The following is a 14,838-nucleotide window of genomic DNA, read 5'->3' on the forward strand; positions in this document are numbered from 1 at the left end:
GCCCTTGGAGATTAAGAGGAGCTAACGGAAACGTCTCCGACTACGCTGTGTTGTAGCAAGTAGCGTGATTGTGAAACATCTATATTTATGAGCGTTTTAGATTTCCTTGTGTCGCAATCATTGTTCAAATTAGTATTAGTTAATAATTATTTTAGTTAATAAGATGTTTTTGAGATAAGATATAAATTACCTAAGAACATTAGGCATTGAGATTATATCACTAAAAGAGGAAGAGAAATTTATGACACTGAGAATTACCCGATTTGTCAGTCTATTGCTGGTGGCAGGAACTTTGCTTCCATCTACGCTCCTAGTATCTGCTAAGGTAGCTTTTGCAGATGAGGCTTTGGTACGCACAACATCTACTCAAAAAGTAGACGAAACTGCGATTCGGCAAGTCGTGCAGAAAATGCAGGATGGGCAAAATTCTAAAAATGGGCAGATGTTCGCCTCTGCATTTGCCAAAGAACATGATTACATTGTCATCGACGGTACATTCTTGCCGAATCAAACACGGGAAGCGAATGCTCGCGCCCACCAGACGCTCTACGATGGCGATCGCACAAGTTCTCTAGGTGGAAATCTTGGAGAAGTAGGTGTAAAGCTAAATGTTACTAAAATCCGCTTTTTGACTCCCCAGGTAGCAGTAGCCCATATTGAAAGCCAATCCTATCTCAAGAGTCAGCCAGACAAAAGAGCGAACAATATTATCACCACCGTGATGCAGAAACAGCAAGGCAAGTGGGAGATTGTAGCATTTCACAATGCTCCGGTGCAAAAAACCGAAGGAGACGATTTCGGCTTTGTGATTGACATTCAAGGACTCACACAGAAAAGATAGATGAGGAATAGGCGATGAGTTTACAAACATCTCCAATACTCACCTCAAATCCGGTTGACGAGGCTGCTATTCTTGCAGTTATGCAGCAAATGATTGATGCTTGGAAGAGGGGTGATGGTGCTGCCTATGCTGCTGTATTTACCGAAGATGCAGATTACATCGCCTTAATGGTACACACTTCAAAGGACGTCAGGAGATTGCTTCTTCCCATCAGCAACTTTTTGATACGTTCTTGAGGGGGCGTATCTCAAGGGTGAGATCAAGAGTATGCGGTTTTTAAGTTCCGAAATAGCTTTGGTACACGCAAATTACGGAATAGTCGATTCCTGGCGAACAGAGGTTTCATCAATGCGAGAGTCGATTGAGACATTTGTTGCCGTCAAACGTGACAACGGATGGTTTTTAACTGCATTTCATATCACTAGAGTGCAGCATCGTAACTGGTTGCAATGGGTGCTGTATGCGATCGCCTCTGGCGGGTGCGGCGGGGGCAGAAAAATTTTCAATTTTTCTGCTGGCGGCGTTGTGATTGGCGCGTTCTTGATAAGTCGCGGGCGGATTTGCCGCCACGGCAGCGAAGCTGCTGCCGCTATCCCCGCTCGCACCATCGCCTTACGTTTTAGTCGTTAGCTAAAATTTCTCCATTCATCCTTAAACCCCTATTGGAAAAAATTCCAAGCGATATCGATAAAGAGCAACTGGACGAGAACCAGCTTGAAAGTAATCTGGATCTTGTGGTGAAAGATAGACGGCGGTAACTTGATCTGCCTCAATGGCTGGGTTTGATGTTGGTAATTTGCGGTAGGCTGTTGTGGATTCTACAGAATTGAAATAGGGACTTACACCACCTTTAAATATTTGTTGAAACACTTCTGTCGCAATAAATCTACCATCAGATGTTGTTTCTGTAGCCCGTGCAGAAACAATAGAAACTAATTGGCGTTCGCAAAGCGTGCGCCTAGCGCACTCGCCCCTTAAAAAAGTAATTTGACGATTGGGCGAATCTGGATCGACTTTGACTGATAAAACTGTTGTGTCGCCTAAATAAGCTCGTGCCAAATTTAAGCCATTAAATACCCTATCTGCCACGATTGCTGCTTTTTTGCTTGGACGAGGGAGAATTTTTAACCCAGAAATCAGCTTTTTTTCCTGCACAAATCGTACTGGAAAACTAATAGGTACTTGGAGATATTGACGATTACCCTCAAATCCGGGTGTAACAATATCAGGAGCTAGGGGTGCAACTAAATCTACAAGTGTGCTTTTTAACAGCCAATCACCCGCCATCCAATCAGGATAAACTAAATCTCCTACTGCTGGTTGAACTGAAGATATTTTCTCCCATTTCGGGAAATTCTCTAAATGCTCGGTTAATTCTCCTGCCGTTGCTTCTGCTGTTCCCAGCAGGAATAAAAATATCAAGCAAAAACTCCAAATCACCCTCATAACAATCATCAGATCTCTAGCACAGGTGCGGGTTGCCACACTTGTCCATACTGTTCTCGCAGAGCCTGCCAAGCTTCTACCTGTCCTGGTTCATATTCTCCCGGCTTACCCCACTGTAAAAATAAACTTAAAGCAGACTCCTGTTTTTCATCTAACAATCGGATGGCATAGGTAGTAAAATTGCCTCGTTTGGCTTCGCCTGTTTCAAATTTCACTTCCGTAATTTTATCCATATTCAAGTGAAATTCAAAACCTTCTGTATGCATATTTGCATATTTACCTTTAGGCAGTTCTGCATAAAACAGTTTCTGGATCTTGCCACGTGCTTCTAATACTGCGGCGCTACTAGTGACAATTAAGCGCAAAGTTCCTAAAGTTTCGCAAGCTTCCAAAAATTCTTTTAAAGTTGCTGTCATAATGTCCTTTGTCCTTTGTTAGTAGTTAGTAGTTAGTAGTAAAAATACTAACCACTATCTACTTAACCACTAACCAATATCTATTTTTCATACTGTTCGTATGCATTTACAATACGTTGAACTAGGGGATGGCGCACAACATCTTTTTGGGTAAATTCGGAGAAGTAAATGCCTTCTACGTGTTTTAAAATTTGTAAAGCCACTGCTAATCCAGACTCTTGGTGTGCTGCTAAGTCGGTTTGTGTCATATCACCTGTTACCACCATCCGAGAATTAAAACCTAAGCGAGTCAGAACCATTTTGATCTGCGATGGTGTGGTATTTTGAGCTTCATCGACAATTACAAAAGCGTTATTGAGCGTGCGTCCTCGCATATAAGCTAAAGGAGCAACTTCAATCACACCTCTTTCCATCAAAGATGGAACTTTTTCTGGGTCGATAAATTCATTGATGGCGTCGTAGAGTGGACGGAGATAAGGATTAACCTTCTGCTGCAAGTCGCCTGGTAAAAAACCGAGTCTTTCACCTGCTTCGACGGCGGGACGAGTTAAAATTAGTTTGTCAAACTGGTTCGCAAGGAGTGCTTGTACTGCTACCACAACAGCAAGAAAAGTCTTACCAGTACCAGCTGGCCCTGTGCAGAAAATTAAGTCGTGTTTGCGTAGAGCCTGGATATATTGTCTTTGTCGGAAAGTTTTGGCACGGATTTCTTCGCCTCGACGAGTTTTAGCGAGAATATCTCGCTGTAAATCTTGTAGTTCTCCTTCTCGCTGGGTGTCGAGGGCTTGTCGGGCGGTGAGAATATCGGCGCTGGAAACAAAATTGCCTTTGCTCCACAAGTCTTCGAGCGATCGCACTAAGCGACTAGCTAAATCAATTTGCTTGTCTGTGCCGGAAATCAGGAGTTCTTGTCCGCGCAGTACTAGTGTTGCTCCTGTTTGCCTAGAGAGAATTTTGAGATTTTCTTCTCCTTGTCCTGCTAAAGCGATCGCACTTGTGACATTCGGCAGTTCAATGGTAAAGGCTTCTGCCATAGTATTTACTGATTTGTGAAAACTTTTTTTGACAGATTTGACAAAATTTAATATTCAAATTAGGAGGGTAAAGCACAATACTATATTTGAATTAACTACTGCCTAAGTGGTAAAACTACAAACACCTATGGATAAAAAGTAGAGGCGCGAGCAGCCTCTTAATCCGAAGCAAAGCCTCCACGTCTCTACTGTTGTTGGTTTGAGTTACAACTGCGCTCAAACCCTTTGTTGTACCAATGACTTTGGCTAATTACCTTCACCAAAACATGGTTTTCATCTACTAGCGGATACCTTTTCGTACGGTTTCCGCTTTCCGCTTACGGCGTAGACTGGGTTTTTCATACCTTTCTCGCCGCTTGACTTCGGATAAAATCCCAGCTTTTTGAATTTTCTTTTTAAAACGTCTTAGTGCCGAGTCAATCGACTCGTTCTCACCCAAACGGACTTCAGCCACTCCCTGGTTTCACCTCCTTACAGAGATCATCTGAGTCACTTAACTCCACTTGTTTACCACAAGCGTTTCATCGCTGGCTTTTGGTGTTTGCAAACTTCCATCTGATAGTTCAGAAAGAAAGTTTGATGCATGAGTACTCGTTAACCTAAGCGTTTGCTAGCGTTTACTCATGAGAGTATACTCACCCTATCGATGCCAGTGTACCAAATTTGGTCATTTGTCAGGGAGTTAGAAAAGACACAATAAACTTGTTGATTTCTACTCCTGTGTGTTCTCTAATTTAAACTTACAGAGAACGGGATTTAACAATAGGGCGAGTTCCATTTCCACGTCGTTCTTTAGATCTGGGCTGCGGTAATCGCTCTTCCCCTTCTTGTTCAAAAGAAACGCCCTCTCGACCAATATCATTGCTGCCATAAATATCTAAATATACTGAGTGACCAGCGGCTTCAGCAGCTGCGGCAATGACTGTACGAATAGCCTGGATATTGCGTCCTCCCCGACCAAACACTTTTCCCTTATCTGTGCTTTCAAAAGCGATGCGAATCCAAGCCCGCTTGCGGGTGTGATACATTTCACAATCGACGCTCAAAGAATCTGGCGATTCTAAAAACGGTTGGATTAAAAACCGTATTAGCCCAACGTAGTCAGGACTTATCGTTGGGGATTTTGTTGCGACTTTAAGAAGCGGCTTTTGCACTGACCTGTTCAAAAACATTAGCTTTTTGTAGGATGCGACGCACGGTGTCAGTCGGTTGAGCACCTTGTTGTAGTCGCTTGACGATGCCGGGAACATCTAGTCGTACTTCGTCAGTTCTAGGGTTGTAGAATCCTAGTTCTTCTAGTGGACGACCATCGCGGCGAGCGAGGCTGTTAATAGCGACTATACGATAGCTTGCTTCCCGCTTTTTGCCGTATCGTTTCAAGCGCAGTTTAATCATGGTTGAGAGATTGTTCTCCTAATCGTTGGTGATGAGTTTGTAGTTAGTTAGTTGGCTTCTAAGGAGCAATTGCTGTAAGGTTATTTTTACCCAAGCAATAGTTCATTAGTTTCGTGTTAGTTCCTCTTTTTAAAGGATCATAACTTAATAATGCGGAAATGCTAATTTTAGCACTTGCTCACATTATTTGTCCTTTGTCCTTGCTTGAAAATAAGACAGAGGGCAGAGGAGGCAGCACGGTGAAGCAGCCCACCACCAAAGGCGGTTCCCGGCGTAGACGCAAAGCGGTGAGGGGCCGCAGTCTTGGCGGTTCCCGTCACGATTGCGAACCCCCGAACCTGTTCGTCGAAGACGTTCCGGAAGGGTAGGGCTTCCCGTAAGGGTTGGGGGACTGCTGAAGCCGGAGGGTGGACGGGTTTCCCGGCATAAAGGAGCCAGTGCGTTGGGCGGCTTTGCCGACTTGAAGCACCTGGCGTCGACTGCCGTGGCGGATGGCAGAAGGGGTAAGATTTTCATGCTTGGTTACGCCCAAACCGGGCTTGATTGACTTGCTTGGAAGCTAATGATTATAAAGTACCAAAGCCTTTTTTCTTTTTGTCCTTCTTGGGCTTCTTTTTTGTGCTGGCAGCACCACCATAACCCCGCCATCCTGGGGCAGCCGGACGATTGCCAGCAGCAGCGTAAGGATCGCCTCCCATACCACCGCCAAACATTCCCGGCATACCAGGAAAGCGTCCTTGCCCCATTTGCTGCATCATAGAACGCATTTTTTGGAAGTCACTTACCAACTTGCTGACATCCGGCTCTTTATAGCCACTCCCGGCTGCAACCCGTCGCCGCCGACTGGGCGAACTTGCTAATAAATCTGGGTTTTTGCGCTCTTGAGGAGTCATAGAATTAATCATCGCTTCGCAGCGTTTGAGCTGAGTTTCGCCTTTTTGGAGCTGATCGTCTGTGAGCTTGTTCATTCCGGGGATCATCTTAATAATGCCTCCCAGGGAACCCATATTTTTCAGCAAGCGCAACTGTTTGAGAAAGTCTGTAAAATCGAACTTTGCTGCCAGGATTTTCTCCTGCATTTTTTCGGCATCAGCAAGATCAATTTCTTCTTGGGCTTTTTCTACCAGAGTGAGGACATCGCCCATACCGAGAATTCGCGATGCCATGCGATCGGGATAAAACGGTTGCAGAGCTTCAACTTTTTCTCCGACACCAACAAATTTAATCGGCGCTCCGGAAATCCGTCGTACAGATAGTGCTGCACCGCCACGACTATCACCATCGAGCTTGGTAAGAATTGCGCCAGTAATACCAACCTGTTCGTGGAATGTGCGGGTAAGATTTGCTGCTTCTTGCCCGGTCATTGCATCAACCACCAACAGAGTTTCATCAGGCTGAACTGTTTGTTTAATGCGAATTAACTCTGCCATCATATCTGCGTCAATTTGCAGACGTCCGGCAGTATCAATGATTACGGTATCAACTCCTTCTGCTTTGCCACACTCTACACCCTGCCGGGCAATCTCAACGGGATCGGCATCGCTTCCCATTTCAAAAACTGGAACTTCGATTTGCTTACCCAAGGTGACGAGTTGGTCGATCGCTGCTGGACGATATACGTCTGTTGCTACCATTAAGCAGCTGCGATCTAATTTCCGTAAATGTAGCGCTAACTTAGCAGTAGCAGTGGTTTTTCCTGTACCCTGCAACCCAGCCATCAGCACAACCGTAGGTTTATTTTCTGCTTGCGCTAGGGGTACATTTGTTTCCCCCATTACCTGTACCAACTCATCGTATACAATTTTGATGAACTGTTGATCGGGGCGTACTCCAGCAATTACCTCGGCTCCCTGTGCTTTGGCTTCAATCTCGCCAATAAATTCTTTGACTACCTGGAGATTGACATCTGCCTCCAACAAGGCACGGCGAACTTCCCGCAAGGCATCTTGAATATTGGATTGGGAAATTTTGTCCTGTCCCCGCAGTTTTTTCCAGGCAGATTCTAAACGGTCAGCAAGTGCATCAAACATAATGATTAAATTTGTTTACAGGTAGTTAGCCAGCTAAAGTTTCTTCCCCTTTGGGTGGCGACTGGTATGTCGCTCAGAAATTTGGTTGAGAATTTAAGGTGCTATTTACCAGCTTAGTAGTTTTCCTGATCAACTGTTGCCACAGAGTACCAAGGAGCTTTTACCTTTAATATTTTTGAGGCAACTCCAAGTTTGAACACTAGACTCTAGAGCTTTTTATTTCCACTGTGGCGTATGGCAATGTTACTGCGGTGACGGCAAATTCGCCCGCGACTTACCAAGAACACGCCAATCACAACGCTCTTTGAGTAGAATGTGGCGTCCCAGACTAGAGCTTTGGAGTCTCTGGCTCCGCTCTGACTACCTCACCGCCAGCAGAAAAATTTTCAATTTTTTTGTTTTGCCCCACTGCACCTGCCACGAGTGCGATCGCACAAATTCTTAAATCCTATAATACGTAGCTTTTTATACTAAGTTTTACTTTCTTCATATTTTGTGATACGTTAATCACTAGTGTTTGACTAATTATGATAATCCTGTCTAAAAAACAAATTTATATCTTGAAAATATATTTTAATTTTTATTAAAAATTAAAATAGCCTTTTACCAACAATATTGAGAAGCAAGTAAAAAGTAATTTTAGTGAAACTAAGTTTATAAATTTTGCGTAATAATAATTTGATGGATAAATTTGCTAACTGTTTATATCATTTATTTAGCTCTGAATAATTCATAAATTTTTGAATCATAATTAATAGATGAACTGTAGCAAGATTAATTTACTTTGATTGCTATTGATATGTGCAATTAAGACAAGTTCATAGATATATCTGAGTAGTTTTAGTAATGTGAGTGGAGATTTTGGAATGACTGTAGCCAAGCGTAAAGATATTAATATATATGAAAGACTGAGTTTTTTACTTCAACAAATCTGTTTAATTAGCTTAGGTTTAATAGTTATTTTACTAATAATAAAAGATATAATTTCAGCAATTTTACTAATTTTTATTTATTGCTTAAGTGTTTTATTTATTTTTTGGAATCAGCAGCGACAGCAGAGTAAAAAAGAATTTCAAAAAGAAACAGAAATATCAAAGTCTCATGCTAAAATTCTATTGACAGATTTTGCTCTAGATATTAATAGTCTTAAAAATATAGAAAGTAACCAAACAAAAGAATTTAATATAACTCAGAATTCTCTCCAAAAAATTCTTAACCAAAAAGCAGAGAACCAAATTAATAGCAGTGCGACTTTCTTTCTTGCAGACTTGAGTGATGCTCAGTTGGCAGAAATAAATCTTGATGGTGTTTATCTTAGTGGTACAAACCTAAAAAATGCTAATTTGAGAAATGCTAATTTGAGAGGTGCTAATCTCAGCAATGCTAATCTTGAAGACGCTCGGCTTGAGGGTATTCATTTAGTCAGTGCTAACCTCAATAATGCCCGATTAATAGGTGCCAACCTCAGCAATGCCGAATTAACAGATGCGAACCTTGGGAATGCCAACCTTAGTAATGCTCAGTTAGTTGGAGCCAATGTTAGTGGTGCTAACCTCAGCAATGCTCAGTTAGTATATGCAAATTTCAAAAATGCCAATCTTAATGGTGTTTATTTATGGAATGGGAACCTAAACAATGCTCAACTAGCAGATGCCAACCTTAGTAGCGCTTATCTGAGTAATGCCAAGTTAAATAATGCCAATCTTAGTAATGCAGTTCTCAAGAATGCTCAACTCAGCAATGCCAAGTTGAAGAATGCCAAGTTGAAGAATGCTGACATCAGTTTTGCTCAGTTAGTAGGTGTTAGCTTTAATCATGCGGATCTTACCGATGCAAACCTAGAGAATGCTAACTTGGAAGGCGCTAATCTGACTGGAGCCAATCTAAATGGTGCTAACTTAAAAAATGTCAAAATTAATCAGGCAACAAAATTGGATCGGAAATGGCGTTTAGTTTGGGAGATTGTCAATCAGGGGCTTGAGGGTAAAGATATTAAAAATGCCGATTTTCAGGATGCCAATCTTCAGGATACCGACTTTAGAAATGCTGATTTGAGTGGTGTTAAATTTAAAGGGGCGATATTAGAAAATGCCCGATTTGTTAGGAATTCAGGGCTGTCTGTTGAGATGAAACAACAGCTGAAGCAACAAGGAGCAATTTTTGAAGATTAGTTTTGAAGCTGAGTTAGGCGATCGCTCTTGTAGTATTAACAAATGCGAGATCCAATCACACCTAATCTATCTTTTTCTCTCTAGGAATGGATTGGCATTCACAAGCCGGGCAACCAAGTAAACCAAAGTACTGGCAGCCATCCCTGGAAGCACTTCGTAGACAATATTTGACCATTTGAATACTAAACTCCAAATCATGGCGGCAGTAATGCCAACAGCCATCATCAACAGTGCTACAAATGTACTTACAGGTAATTGCCAAACACGTAAGATTAGTAATGGGCCTAGAGCGGAAGCTAAAGCTGACCAAGAAAATGTAACCAAAAGGAATACATTATTATCACCAGCTAGAGCAATACTTAATACAATCATTGCTACAGTCAAGGTTCCGAGCTTGACTAATTTATAAGAGTTAGCAAAGTTAGGAAAAATGTCTTGGGTGAGTGCTGCTGAACAACAAAGAATTTGTGAATCGGCGGTAGACATAGTAGCAGCAAATACTCCTGCTAGCATAAGCCCAACAAAGATAGAGGGCAACAACTCCTGTGCTAGATAGGGCAAAGCTAACTCTGGATCTCCCCCCTCCATCAACTCAGGTAAAAGAACTCGTGCTGCTAAACCTACACCGATCGCAGAAAAAGAATTTACTAAACCGCAAATAGTTTTGATATAAAGAGCTTGATTCACATTGTCAGGTGAGTCAATCGCCATTGCTCGTGTCAGGATATGAGGTTGTCCTACCACACCAAACCCAGCTACAATCCAACCAAACAAAAAGGGTATAAAGCCTAGAGGAAGATTTGTGGGACTCAGGCTAACTAGTTTTGGATCAATAGCTGCTAGTTTTGTCCACAGTTGTGCAACTCCACCACCGTTAGCGATCGCAACCGTCAATAACAGCAGTAACGAACCAATCATGATGATCCCTTGGGCTGCATCTGTCCAAATTTCGGCGCGCACACCTCCAGAAAAACAATAAATGATGACAATGATAGTTCCAAGTACAATTCCCAGGTAGTAATCCCAACCAAACACCACATTCAGTGCCTTGCTGCCGGCAACAAGTTGTGAGGCTGCATAGGAACCAAGAAAAGCGATAATTATTACACCTGAAACAATAGAAATCCAACGAGCACCTGAGGTATTATGAGCAAGAAAGGCAGAGACTGTATCAGATGAAGTTTCCTCAGACACTTGTCTTAACCGTTTGAAAAAAAACCACCAGGCAATGTAATCTCCTATTGCCCAGCCAATCACCAACCAAATAGAAGAGATTCCTATTTTATAGGCAAAGCCAACCTGACCCAAAAATAACAAACCACTCTGTCCGGTTGACATTGCTGATAGTGCTGTCAGCCAAGGATTTACCCCTCGGCTAGCTAGCAAGTAATCGGCTGTTGTATTTTGCTTGTGGTTTGCAGAGTAGATTCCGACAAAGACAATTAAGGCAAGAAATGCGATGAAAGTAGCTGCAATAGACAGTTGACTAGCCATAAAGAATTAGAATTAGGGGAACTGTAGGCCACACCAAATCATCCCTTAATTTCCCTAAAGAGTAGAATCTACCTGCAAACAGATTTTCAAAAAAATACTTCAGGCACTATGAGACTCATATTTGATTTTTGAAAAAATCAGTACACCTCTAGTTACCTTCTGTTCCCTGTTCCCTATTTCTACGAGTAATTCAGTAATCAAATCGGATTCCTATATTACCATCCCCAACTACCAGGAATACCTTTAAAAGGCCCGACAATATCGCTAGTTATCCAGCCACCATAGAAATTGCCTGGTTGGGGTTGCACCTTTTCCTCATTGACGTAACAGGCATCCATGAGATGGGCATAAAAAGCTACATAGTTTTTTATTGTTGCAAAGGCTGGTGTGGGTTTGGGATAGAACCAAGCAGCATTTTGTACTTCTTTTTGATTCACGCGGATAGTGTAGTAACCAGCGCCTCCTTTCCACTCACAAAAGCTTGATTGCGGTACCTGAATCAGGTACTCCATTTTGATATCTTCTGGAGGAATGTAGTAAACAGGTGGATGACTGGTTTCTAAAACACGCTTGGCACGATGGGTATCTGCAATGATGACATCATTAAATATGACTTGGATATGCTTGTTTGTATCCTCCAGGCGAGGAGGGCGGGGATAGTCCCAAACTGATTCTTGTCCGGGGGCGGGATCGATGCGTTGAGGTTTTACCATCTTCTGAGATTGTAAAGGGGAATGGGGACTAGTGACTGGGGATGAGGAAGAGTTTTTACTAACAGATCTGAATAAATTTTAATATTTTTTAATATAGACTAAAAAGCGATCGCAGTTCCTAAAGTCAAGATGCCGTTAGTTGTAGCTTAAAGAATCTACTGGCAAAGCCTGTTTTATAAAAGATAGGCAATCATCCTTGCACAATATTGTAGAAGGGTTGCATCACATAGCTTTTAGCCCCATTAGCTCTAAAGACATAAATGTTACTGTTTGTCTACAAAGTATTTAAACAAGTCATCAAGAATTCGATTGGCAGCAATATAGCTGCCACGATGCCAATAATCATCACTTACCTCGTGGACTTTGCCTGGCTGAACTGCATTCAATTGGAGCCACAAAGGATGGTTAGTAATATGTTGATAGTGTTGATAGTTATCTGCTTGTGGATGCTGTTGCAGAAAGATCAAATCTCCATCTGCATCTTCAATGTTTCCCGCTCTTACGAATGTGAGTTGATGTACACCTTGGACATTGCATAGCGATCGCACTCATTCATATTTTTATTCTGCAACGCCCAAAATTTTTAATGGGAAAAATTAATTGCTTCCCTAAAATTTAATAAGGCCATTCTTCGATAACTTCGAGAAATCATCTGGAAATTTGTGATCGCCCACTCTACTGACTTTTACATGAGGTAATGCTTGGGTTGGTATATCTATGTCAGAAGGCGATTAGCTTTACTGTCAGGAGAGATGGCAACAGTGCTATCAGTTTTGCAAGCAGTTTTAGCTAGCACTGAACATCAAGAATTTATGCAAAACGTTGAATAGATACGGGGAATAGGTGCAAGCGATCGCCTACCTACACTTGCAACTCAAACCCAGGTAATACATCTTCTCCAGAAAGAATCGCTGGCATTTGTATAACTTCTACAGCTTTTCCAGTGCGGTAAATTTCCACTCTTGCATCTTGGGGATTAATTAGCCATCCCAAACGCAAACCATTTTCTATGTATTCCTGCATTTTCTCTTGGATACGTTGCAGCCGATCTGTCTCAGAACGCAGTTCAATCACAAAATCGGGTACCAGTGGCGGAATTTTTTTTCTTTGTTCTGGCGTTAAAGCTTCCCATCGTTCCAATTTTACCCAAGCCGCATCAGGGGAACGTTTGGCACCATTCGGCAGGATAAAGATAGTCGAAGAACTAAAGACTTTGCCTAATTTAGCTTGACGATTCCAGATTTCTAAATCAGCGATCAGTCTAGCTTCTTGATTTCCGCTTTCTCCTCCTACTGGTGGCACAATAATTAATTCTCCTGCTGCATTCATTTCCAGGCTTAAATCACGATTGGCAAGACACAATTGATAAAATTGCTCATCACTTAAATGAACGATCGGTTCCAGATTGAGGACAACAGTATTCATTGAACCTTTCCTCGTGCCTTTTTTATTAATACTCAGTTCCTTTTAATTAAAAGTTTAGCAGGAGGAAATTAGCTTGCGTTCGACCCGTATTAAAGCCATTAGCACACCCACCACTAATTCCTACTCCTAGACTAATTTACCAGGATTTACCGCAACACCCAACAATGCCAACATCTTTACAACTGGACGTTTAGCTACTTCTTTATTGAGCAGTACCTGTATGGTGAGTTTTCTTTGACTAACGTACTTCTTTGAGACTTTCAATTTGCTTAGTGAACAGCTCTGTAAATAGACTCATCACAGTTCTTTCTTCACGAACTTTAATGTTAGCACTAATAGACATTCCCGATTGCAGAGGAATAGTTTTACCTTTAATGTTTAAAGACTGTTGATGCAAATTAATTTTGGCTGGAAAGCGATAGTAGGGATGGGTTTGTTCTGGTGGTAAAGCATCCGAGCCAATCCAAGTGACTGTTCCCTTAATATCACCAAATTCACTAAAAGGGAAAGAATCAATTCGGACATCAACTTTCATATCTTCGCGAACAAAACCAATATCTTTATTTGTAATTAAAACTTCAGCAATATAATTATCATTTGGTACAATTTTTAGTAGTTCCTGGCTGGCATTTGCTACAAATCCAGGGTTATTAGCTTGTAAATCGAATACAGTTCCCGCTACAGGCGCACGAAGACTTTGATATTTAGTGTTCAATCGTGTTTGTGAGATTTTGCTATTAACTTCAGCTAACTGCTTCTCATTTTCTAACAAAATTCTAGTTAGCTGACTATCAATATCAGCAATTTTATTTTTGTTATCACTTATTTTCTCTAAAACACTTTTCTCAGAAGCAGATACTGTATTTTTTAATTCTTCTTTTCCTTGTTCGATGTCAAATTCAAGACGTTTATTTTCCTCAATTAATTGCGCTACTTGTGCGCTATTATTTTGTACTTTTTGTTGCTGTTGGAGGTACTGAAGTTGAGCGATCGCTCCTTCTTCAGATAGTGTTTTCATTTTATCTAAAATTTTTGATTCAATAGCTAAACTAGCTTGAGCATCAGATATTTGAATCTGATTTTGAGAGAGTCTTTTCTTGATTTGCTCAATTTCCATCTGGGCTGCTGTAGAACGAGAATCTAACTCTCTTTTAGCAGCCTCTAGGCGTTGTTTTTCATCAACACCCATGTTTTTATCTGTAGGAGAATTCTTCAATTCTTTTCGCAACAATTCATTTTCGGCAACTAAAGCAGCACGATTCTTCAACAGGAAAGCAGCTTCTTTCGGTAAATTGCCACGCAAAAGTTCTACATCGGCAGCGACAGGAGAAGTGGAAGCAAATAAATTCCGATATATTTGTATTTCTTGAATTAAAGAAGTCCGAATTTTATTTAAAGAATTTAATTCGGCATCATTGGCAGTTGGATCGAAATCTAGTAATAAGTCACCAGGTTTTACCTTTTTCCCATCTTTAACATAAATAGCTTTTACTACTCCATTGACTGGAGCTTGAATTTCCTTAACAGTTCCTTCTGGCTTTAATTGCCCGGTAGCGGGAACTACTTGCTCAATTTTGGCAAAATACGTCCAAGCTATTCCAAAACAAGCTAAACCTATCAAACTTACCATAATTGCGCGTGACCATACAGGAGATTGGCGTAGCACAACTGATTGCTCAAATGAAGTTTCTTGATAGTCTTTTGAAGCAGAAGGTTTAGAAGCTTTAGAATCTGCAAGAGTTAATACCTGCTTATCTTCTAATGTTGCTCCATTTTTATGGTTACCGTTAGAACTGCTGTTAGCGTGATTACCATTCATAATGATTTTAAGTTTGAATTATTAGTAGATATTAGTATCACCCACTGTACGGGC

At 41.4% G+C, this 14,838-nt stretch carries 17 protein-coding genes; 5 read left to right on the top strand and 12 right to left on the bottom strand.

The genetic code is table 11. The features are described 5' to 3' along the window. Positions 1 to 241: 241 nt before the first annotated feature. Genes QUB80_RS17935 through QUB80_RS17945 form a run of 3 tightly spaced genes read left to right on the top strand, consistent with a single transcriptional unit; the run spans position 242 to position 1,471 of the window. Positions 242 to 841, top strand: a complete 600-nt coding sequence (locus tag QUB80_RS17935) for an SgcJ/EcaC family oxidoreductase (RefSeq protein ID WP_289790869.1) — start codon at positions 242 to 244, stop codon at positions 839 to 841. Positions 842 to 855: 14 nt separating this feature from the next. Continuing rightward, on the top strand, positions 856 to 1,077 hold the full coding sequence (locus QUB80_RS17940) for an SgcJ/EcaC family oxidoreductase (protein ID WP_289790870.1): 222 nt from the start codon (positions 856 to 858) through the stop codon (positions 1,075 to 1,077). Between the two features lie 31 nt (positions 1,078 to 1,108). Further along, a complete protein-coding gene (locus QUB80_RS17945; RefSeq protein WP_289790871.1) occupies positions 1,109 to 1,471 on the top strand; it encodes a nuclear transport factor 2 family protein in 363 nt (120 codons plus the stop codon). Between the two features lie 21 nt (positions 1,472 to 1,492). On the opposite strand, the gene QUB80_RS17950 is transcribed toward QUB80_RS17945, so the two are convergent. From QUB80_RS17950 to ffh, 7 genes are all read right to left on the bottom strand, one after another. Next, positions 1,493 to 2,287, bottom strand: a complete 795-nt coding sequence (locus QUB80_RS17950) for a DUF6816 family protein (RefSeq protein WP_289790981.1) — start codon at positions 2,285 to 2,287, stop codon at positions 1,493 to 1,495. Positions 2,288 to 2,295: 8 nt separating this feature from the next. Further along, a complete protein-coding gene (locus QUB80_RS17955; protein ID WP_289790872.1) occupies positions 2,296 to 2,703 on the bottom strand; it encodes a ChuX/HutX family heme-like substrate-binding protein in 408 nt (135 codons plus the stop codon). 80 nt (positions 2,704 to 2,783) lie between these two features. Continuing rightward, positions 2,784 to 3,737, bottom strand: coding sequence for a PhoH family protein (locus tag QUB80_RS17960; RefSeq protein ID WP_289790873.1), 954 nt, complete (start codon positions 3,735 to 3,737; stop codon positions 2,784 to 2,786). A 280-nt stretch (positions 3,738 to 4,017) separates the two neighbouring features. Further along, positions 4,018 to 4,191 carry a 30S ribosomal protein S21 gene (gene rpsU / locus QUB80_RS17965; protein ID WP_289790874.1) on the bottom strand — a complete coding sequence of 58 codons (174 nt, stop codon included), beginning with the start codon at positions 4,189 to 4,191 and terminating at the stop codon, positions 4,018 to 4,020. Positions 4,192 to 4,477: 286 nt separating this feature from the next. After that, entirely contained in the window at positions 4,478 to 4,891 is a 414-nt protein-coding gene (locus tag QUB80_RS17970) for a KH domain-containing protein (RefSeq protein ID WP_289790875.1), read from the bottom strand. Further along, positions 4,872 to 5,132, bottom strand: a complete 261-nt coding sequence (gene rpsP, locus QUB80_RS17975) for a 30S ribosomal protein S16 (protein WP_289790876.1) — start codon at positions 5,130 to 5,132, stop codon at positions 4,872 to 4,874. Before rpsP ends, QUB80_RS17970 begins: the two co-directional genes overlap by 20 nt. A gap of 566 nt (positions 5,133 to 5,698) precedes the next feature. Next, positions 5,699 to 7,162: a signal recognition particle protein gene (gene ffh, locus QUB80_RS17980; protein ID WP_289790877.1), complete on the bottom strand. Its 1,464-nt coding sequence runs from the start codon at positions 7,160 to 7,162 to the stop codon at positions 5,699 to 5,701. An 866-nt stretch (positions 7,163 to 8,028) separates the two neighbouring features. On the opposite strand from ffh, the gene QUB80_RS17985 reads away from it, so the two are divergent. Next, complete coding sequence (locus QUB80_RS17985; protein ID WP_289790878.1) at positions 8,029 to 9,333, top strand: pentapeptide repeat-containing protein; 1,305 nt, start codon at positions 8,029 to 8,031, stop codon at positions 9,331 to 9,333. Positions 9,334 to 9,399: 66 nt separating this feature from the next. On the opposite strand, the gene QUB80_RS17990 is transcribed toward QUB80_RS17985, so the two are convergent. The 3 genes from QUB80_RS17990 to QUB80_RS18000 all read right to left on the bottom strand — a co-directional run bounded on the left by QUB80_RS17990 (position 9,400) and on the right by QUB80_RS18000 (position 12,088). After that, positions 9,400 to 10,827: a sodium/proline symporter gene (locus QUB80_RS17990; RefSeq protein WP_289790879.1), complete on the bottom strand. Its 1,428-nt coding sequence runs from the start codon at positions 10,825 to 10,827 to the stop codon at positions 9,400 to 9,402. A gap of 215 nt (positions 10,828 to 11,042) precedes the next feature. Next, complete coding sequence (locus QUB80_RS17995; RefSeq protein WP_289790880.1) at positions 11,043 to 11,540, bottom strand: DUF427 domain-containing protein; 498 nt, start codon at positions 11,538 to 11,540, stop codon at positions 11,043 to 11,045. Between the two features lie 263 nt (positions 11,541 to 11,803). Beyond that, the gene (locus QUB80_RS18000) at positions 11,804 to 12,088 is read right to left on the bottom strand and encodes a TroA family protein (RefSeq protein WP_289790881.1); all 285 of its coding nucleotides are present in this window, start codon (positions 12,086 to 12,088) and stop codon (positions 11,804 to 11,806) included. A 153-nt stretch (positions 12,089 to 12,241) separates the two neighbouring features. On the opposite strand from QUB80_RS18000, the gene QUB80_RS18005 reads away from it, so the two are divergent. Beyond that, positions 12,242 to 12,370 carry a hypothetical protein gene (locus QUB80_RS18005; protein ID WP_289790882.1) on the top strand — a complete coding sequence of 43 codons (129 nt, stop codon included), beginning with the start codon at positions 12,242 to 12,244 and terminating at the stop codon, positions 12,368 to 12,370. A gap of 31 nt (positions 12,371 to 12,401) precedes the next feature. Here QUB80_RS18005 and QUB80_RS18010 read toward each other — a convergent pair whose 3' ends face one another. Continuing rightward, positions 12,402 to 12,965 carry a Uma2 family endonuclease gene (locus QUB80_RS18010; RefSeq protein WP_289790883.1) on the bottom strand — a complete coding sequence of 188 codons (564 nt, stop codon included), beginning with the start codon at positions 12,963 to 12,965 and terminating at the stop codon, positions 12,402 to 12,404. Between the two features lie 238 nt (positions 12,966 to 13,203). Next, positions 13,204 to 14,784, bottom strand: coding sequence for a beta-barrel domain-containing protein (locus QUB80_RS18015; RefSeq protein WP_289790884.1), 1,581 nt, complete (start codon positions 14,782 to 14,784; stop codon positions 13,204 to 13,206). Between the last annotated feature and the right edge of the window lie 54 nt (positions 14,785 to 14,838).

This window comes from Chlorogloeopsis sp. ULAP01, assembly GCF_030381805.1.
Taxonomy (GTDB): domain Bacteria; phylum Cyanobacteriota; class Cyanobacteriia; order Cyanobacteriales; family Nostocaceae; genus Chlorogloeopsis.

Coding starts and splice junctions, on each gene's coding strand:
- QUB80_RS17935 (WP_289790869.1), top strand. CDS start 242: ATGACACTGAGAATTACCCGATTTGTCAGTCTATTGCTGGTGGCAGGA.
- QUB80_RS17940 (WP_289790870.1), top strand. CDS start 856: ATGAGTTTACAAACATCTCCAATACTCACCTCAAATCCGGTTGACGAG.
- QUB80_RS17945 (WP_289790871.1), top strand. CDS start 1,109: ATGCGGTTTTTAAGTTCCGAAATAGCTTTGGTACACGCAAATTACGGA.
- QUB80_RS17950 (WP_289790981.1), bottom strand. CDS start 2,287: ATGAGGGTGATTTGGAGTTTTTGCTTGATATTTTTATTCCTGCTGGGA.
- QUB80_RS17955 (WP_289790872.1), bottom strand. CDS start 2,703: ATGACAGCAACTTTAAAAGAATTTTTGGAAGCTTGCGAAACTTTAGGA.
- QUB80_RS17960 (WP_289790873.1), bottom strand. CDS start 3,737: ATGGCAGAAGCCTTTACCATTGAACTGCCGAATGTCACAAGTGCGATC.
- rpsP (WP_289790876.1), bottom strand. CDS start 5,132: ATGATTAAACTGCGCTTGAAACGATACGGCAAAAAGCGGGAAGCAAGC.
- ffh (WP_289790877.1), bottom strand. CDS start 7,162: ATGTTTGATGCACTTGCTGACCGTTTAGAATCTGCCTGGAAAAAACTG.
- QUB80_RS17985 (WP_289790878.1), top strand. CDS start 8,029: ATGACTGTAGCCAAGCGTAAAGATATTAATATATATGAAAGACTGAGT.
- QUB80_RS17990 (WP_289790879.1), bottom strand. CDS start 10,827: ATGGCTAGTCAACTGTCTATTGCAGCTACTTTCATCGCATTTCTTGCC.
- QUB80_RS17995 (WP_289790880.1), bottom strand. CDS start 11,540: ATGGTAAAACCTCAACGCATCGATCCCGCCCCCGGACAAGAATCAGTT.
- QUB80_RS18010 (WP_289790883.1), bottom strand. CDS start 12,965: ATGAATACTGTTGTCCTCAATCTGGAACCGATCGTTCATTTAAGTGAT.
- QUB80_RS18015 (WP_289790884.1), bottom strand. CDS start 14,784: ATGAATGGTAATCACGCTAACAGCAGTTCTAACGGTAACCATAAAAAT.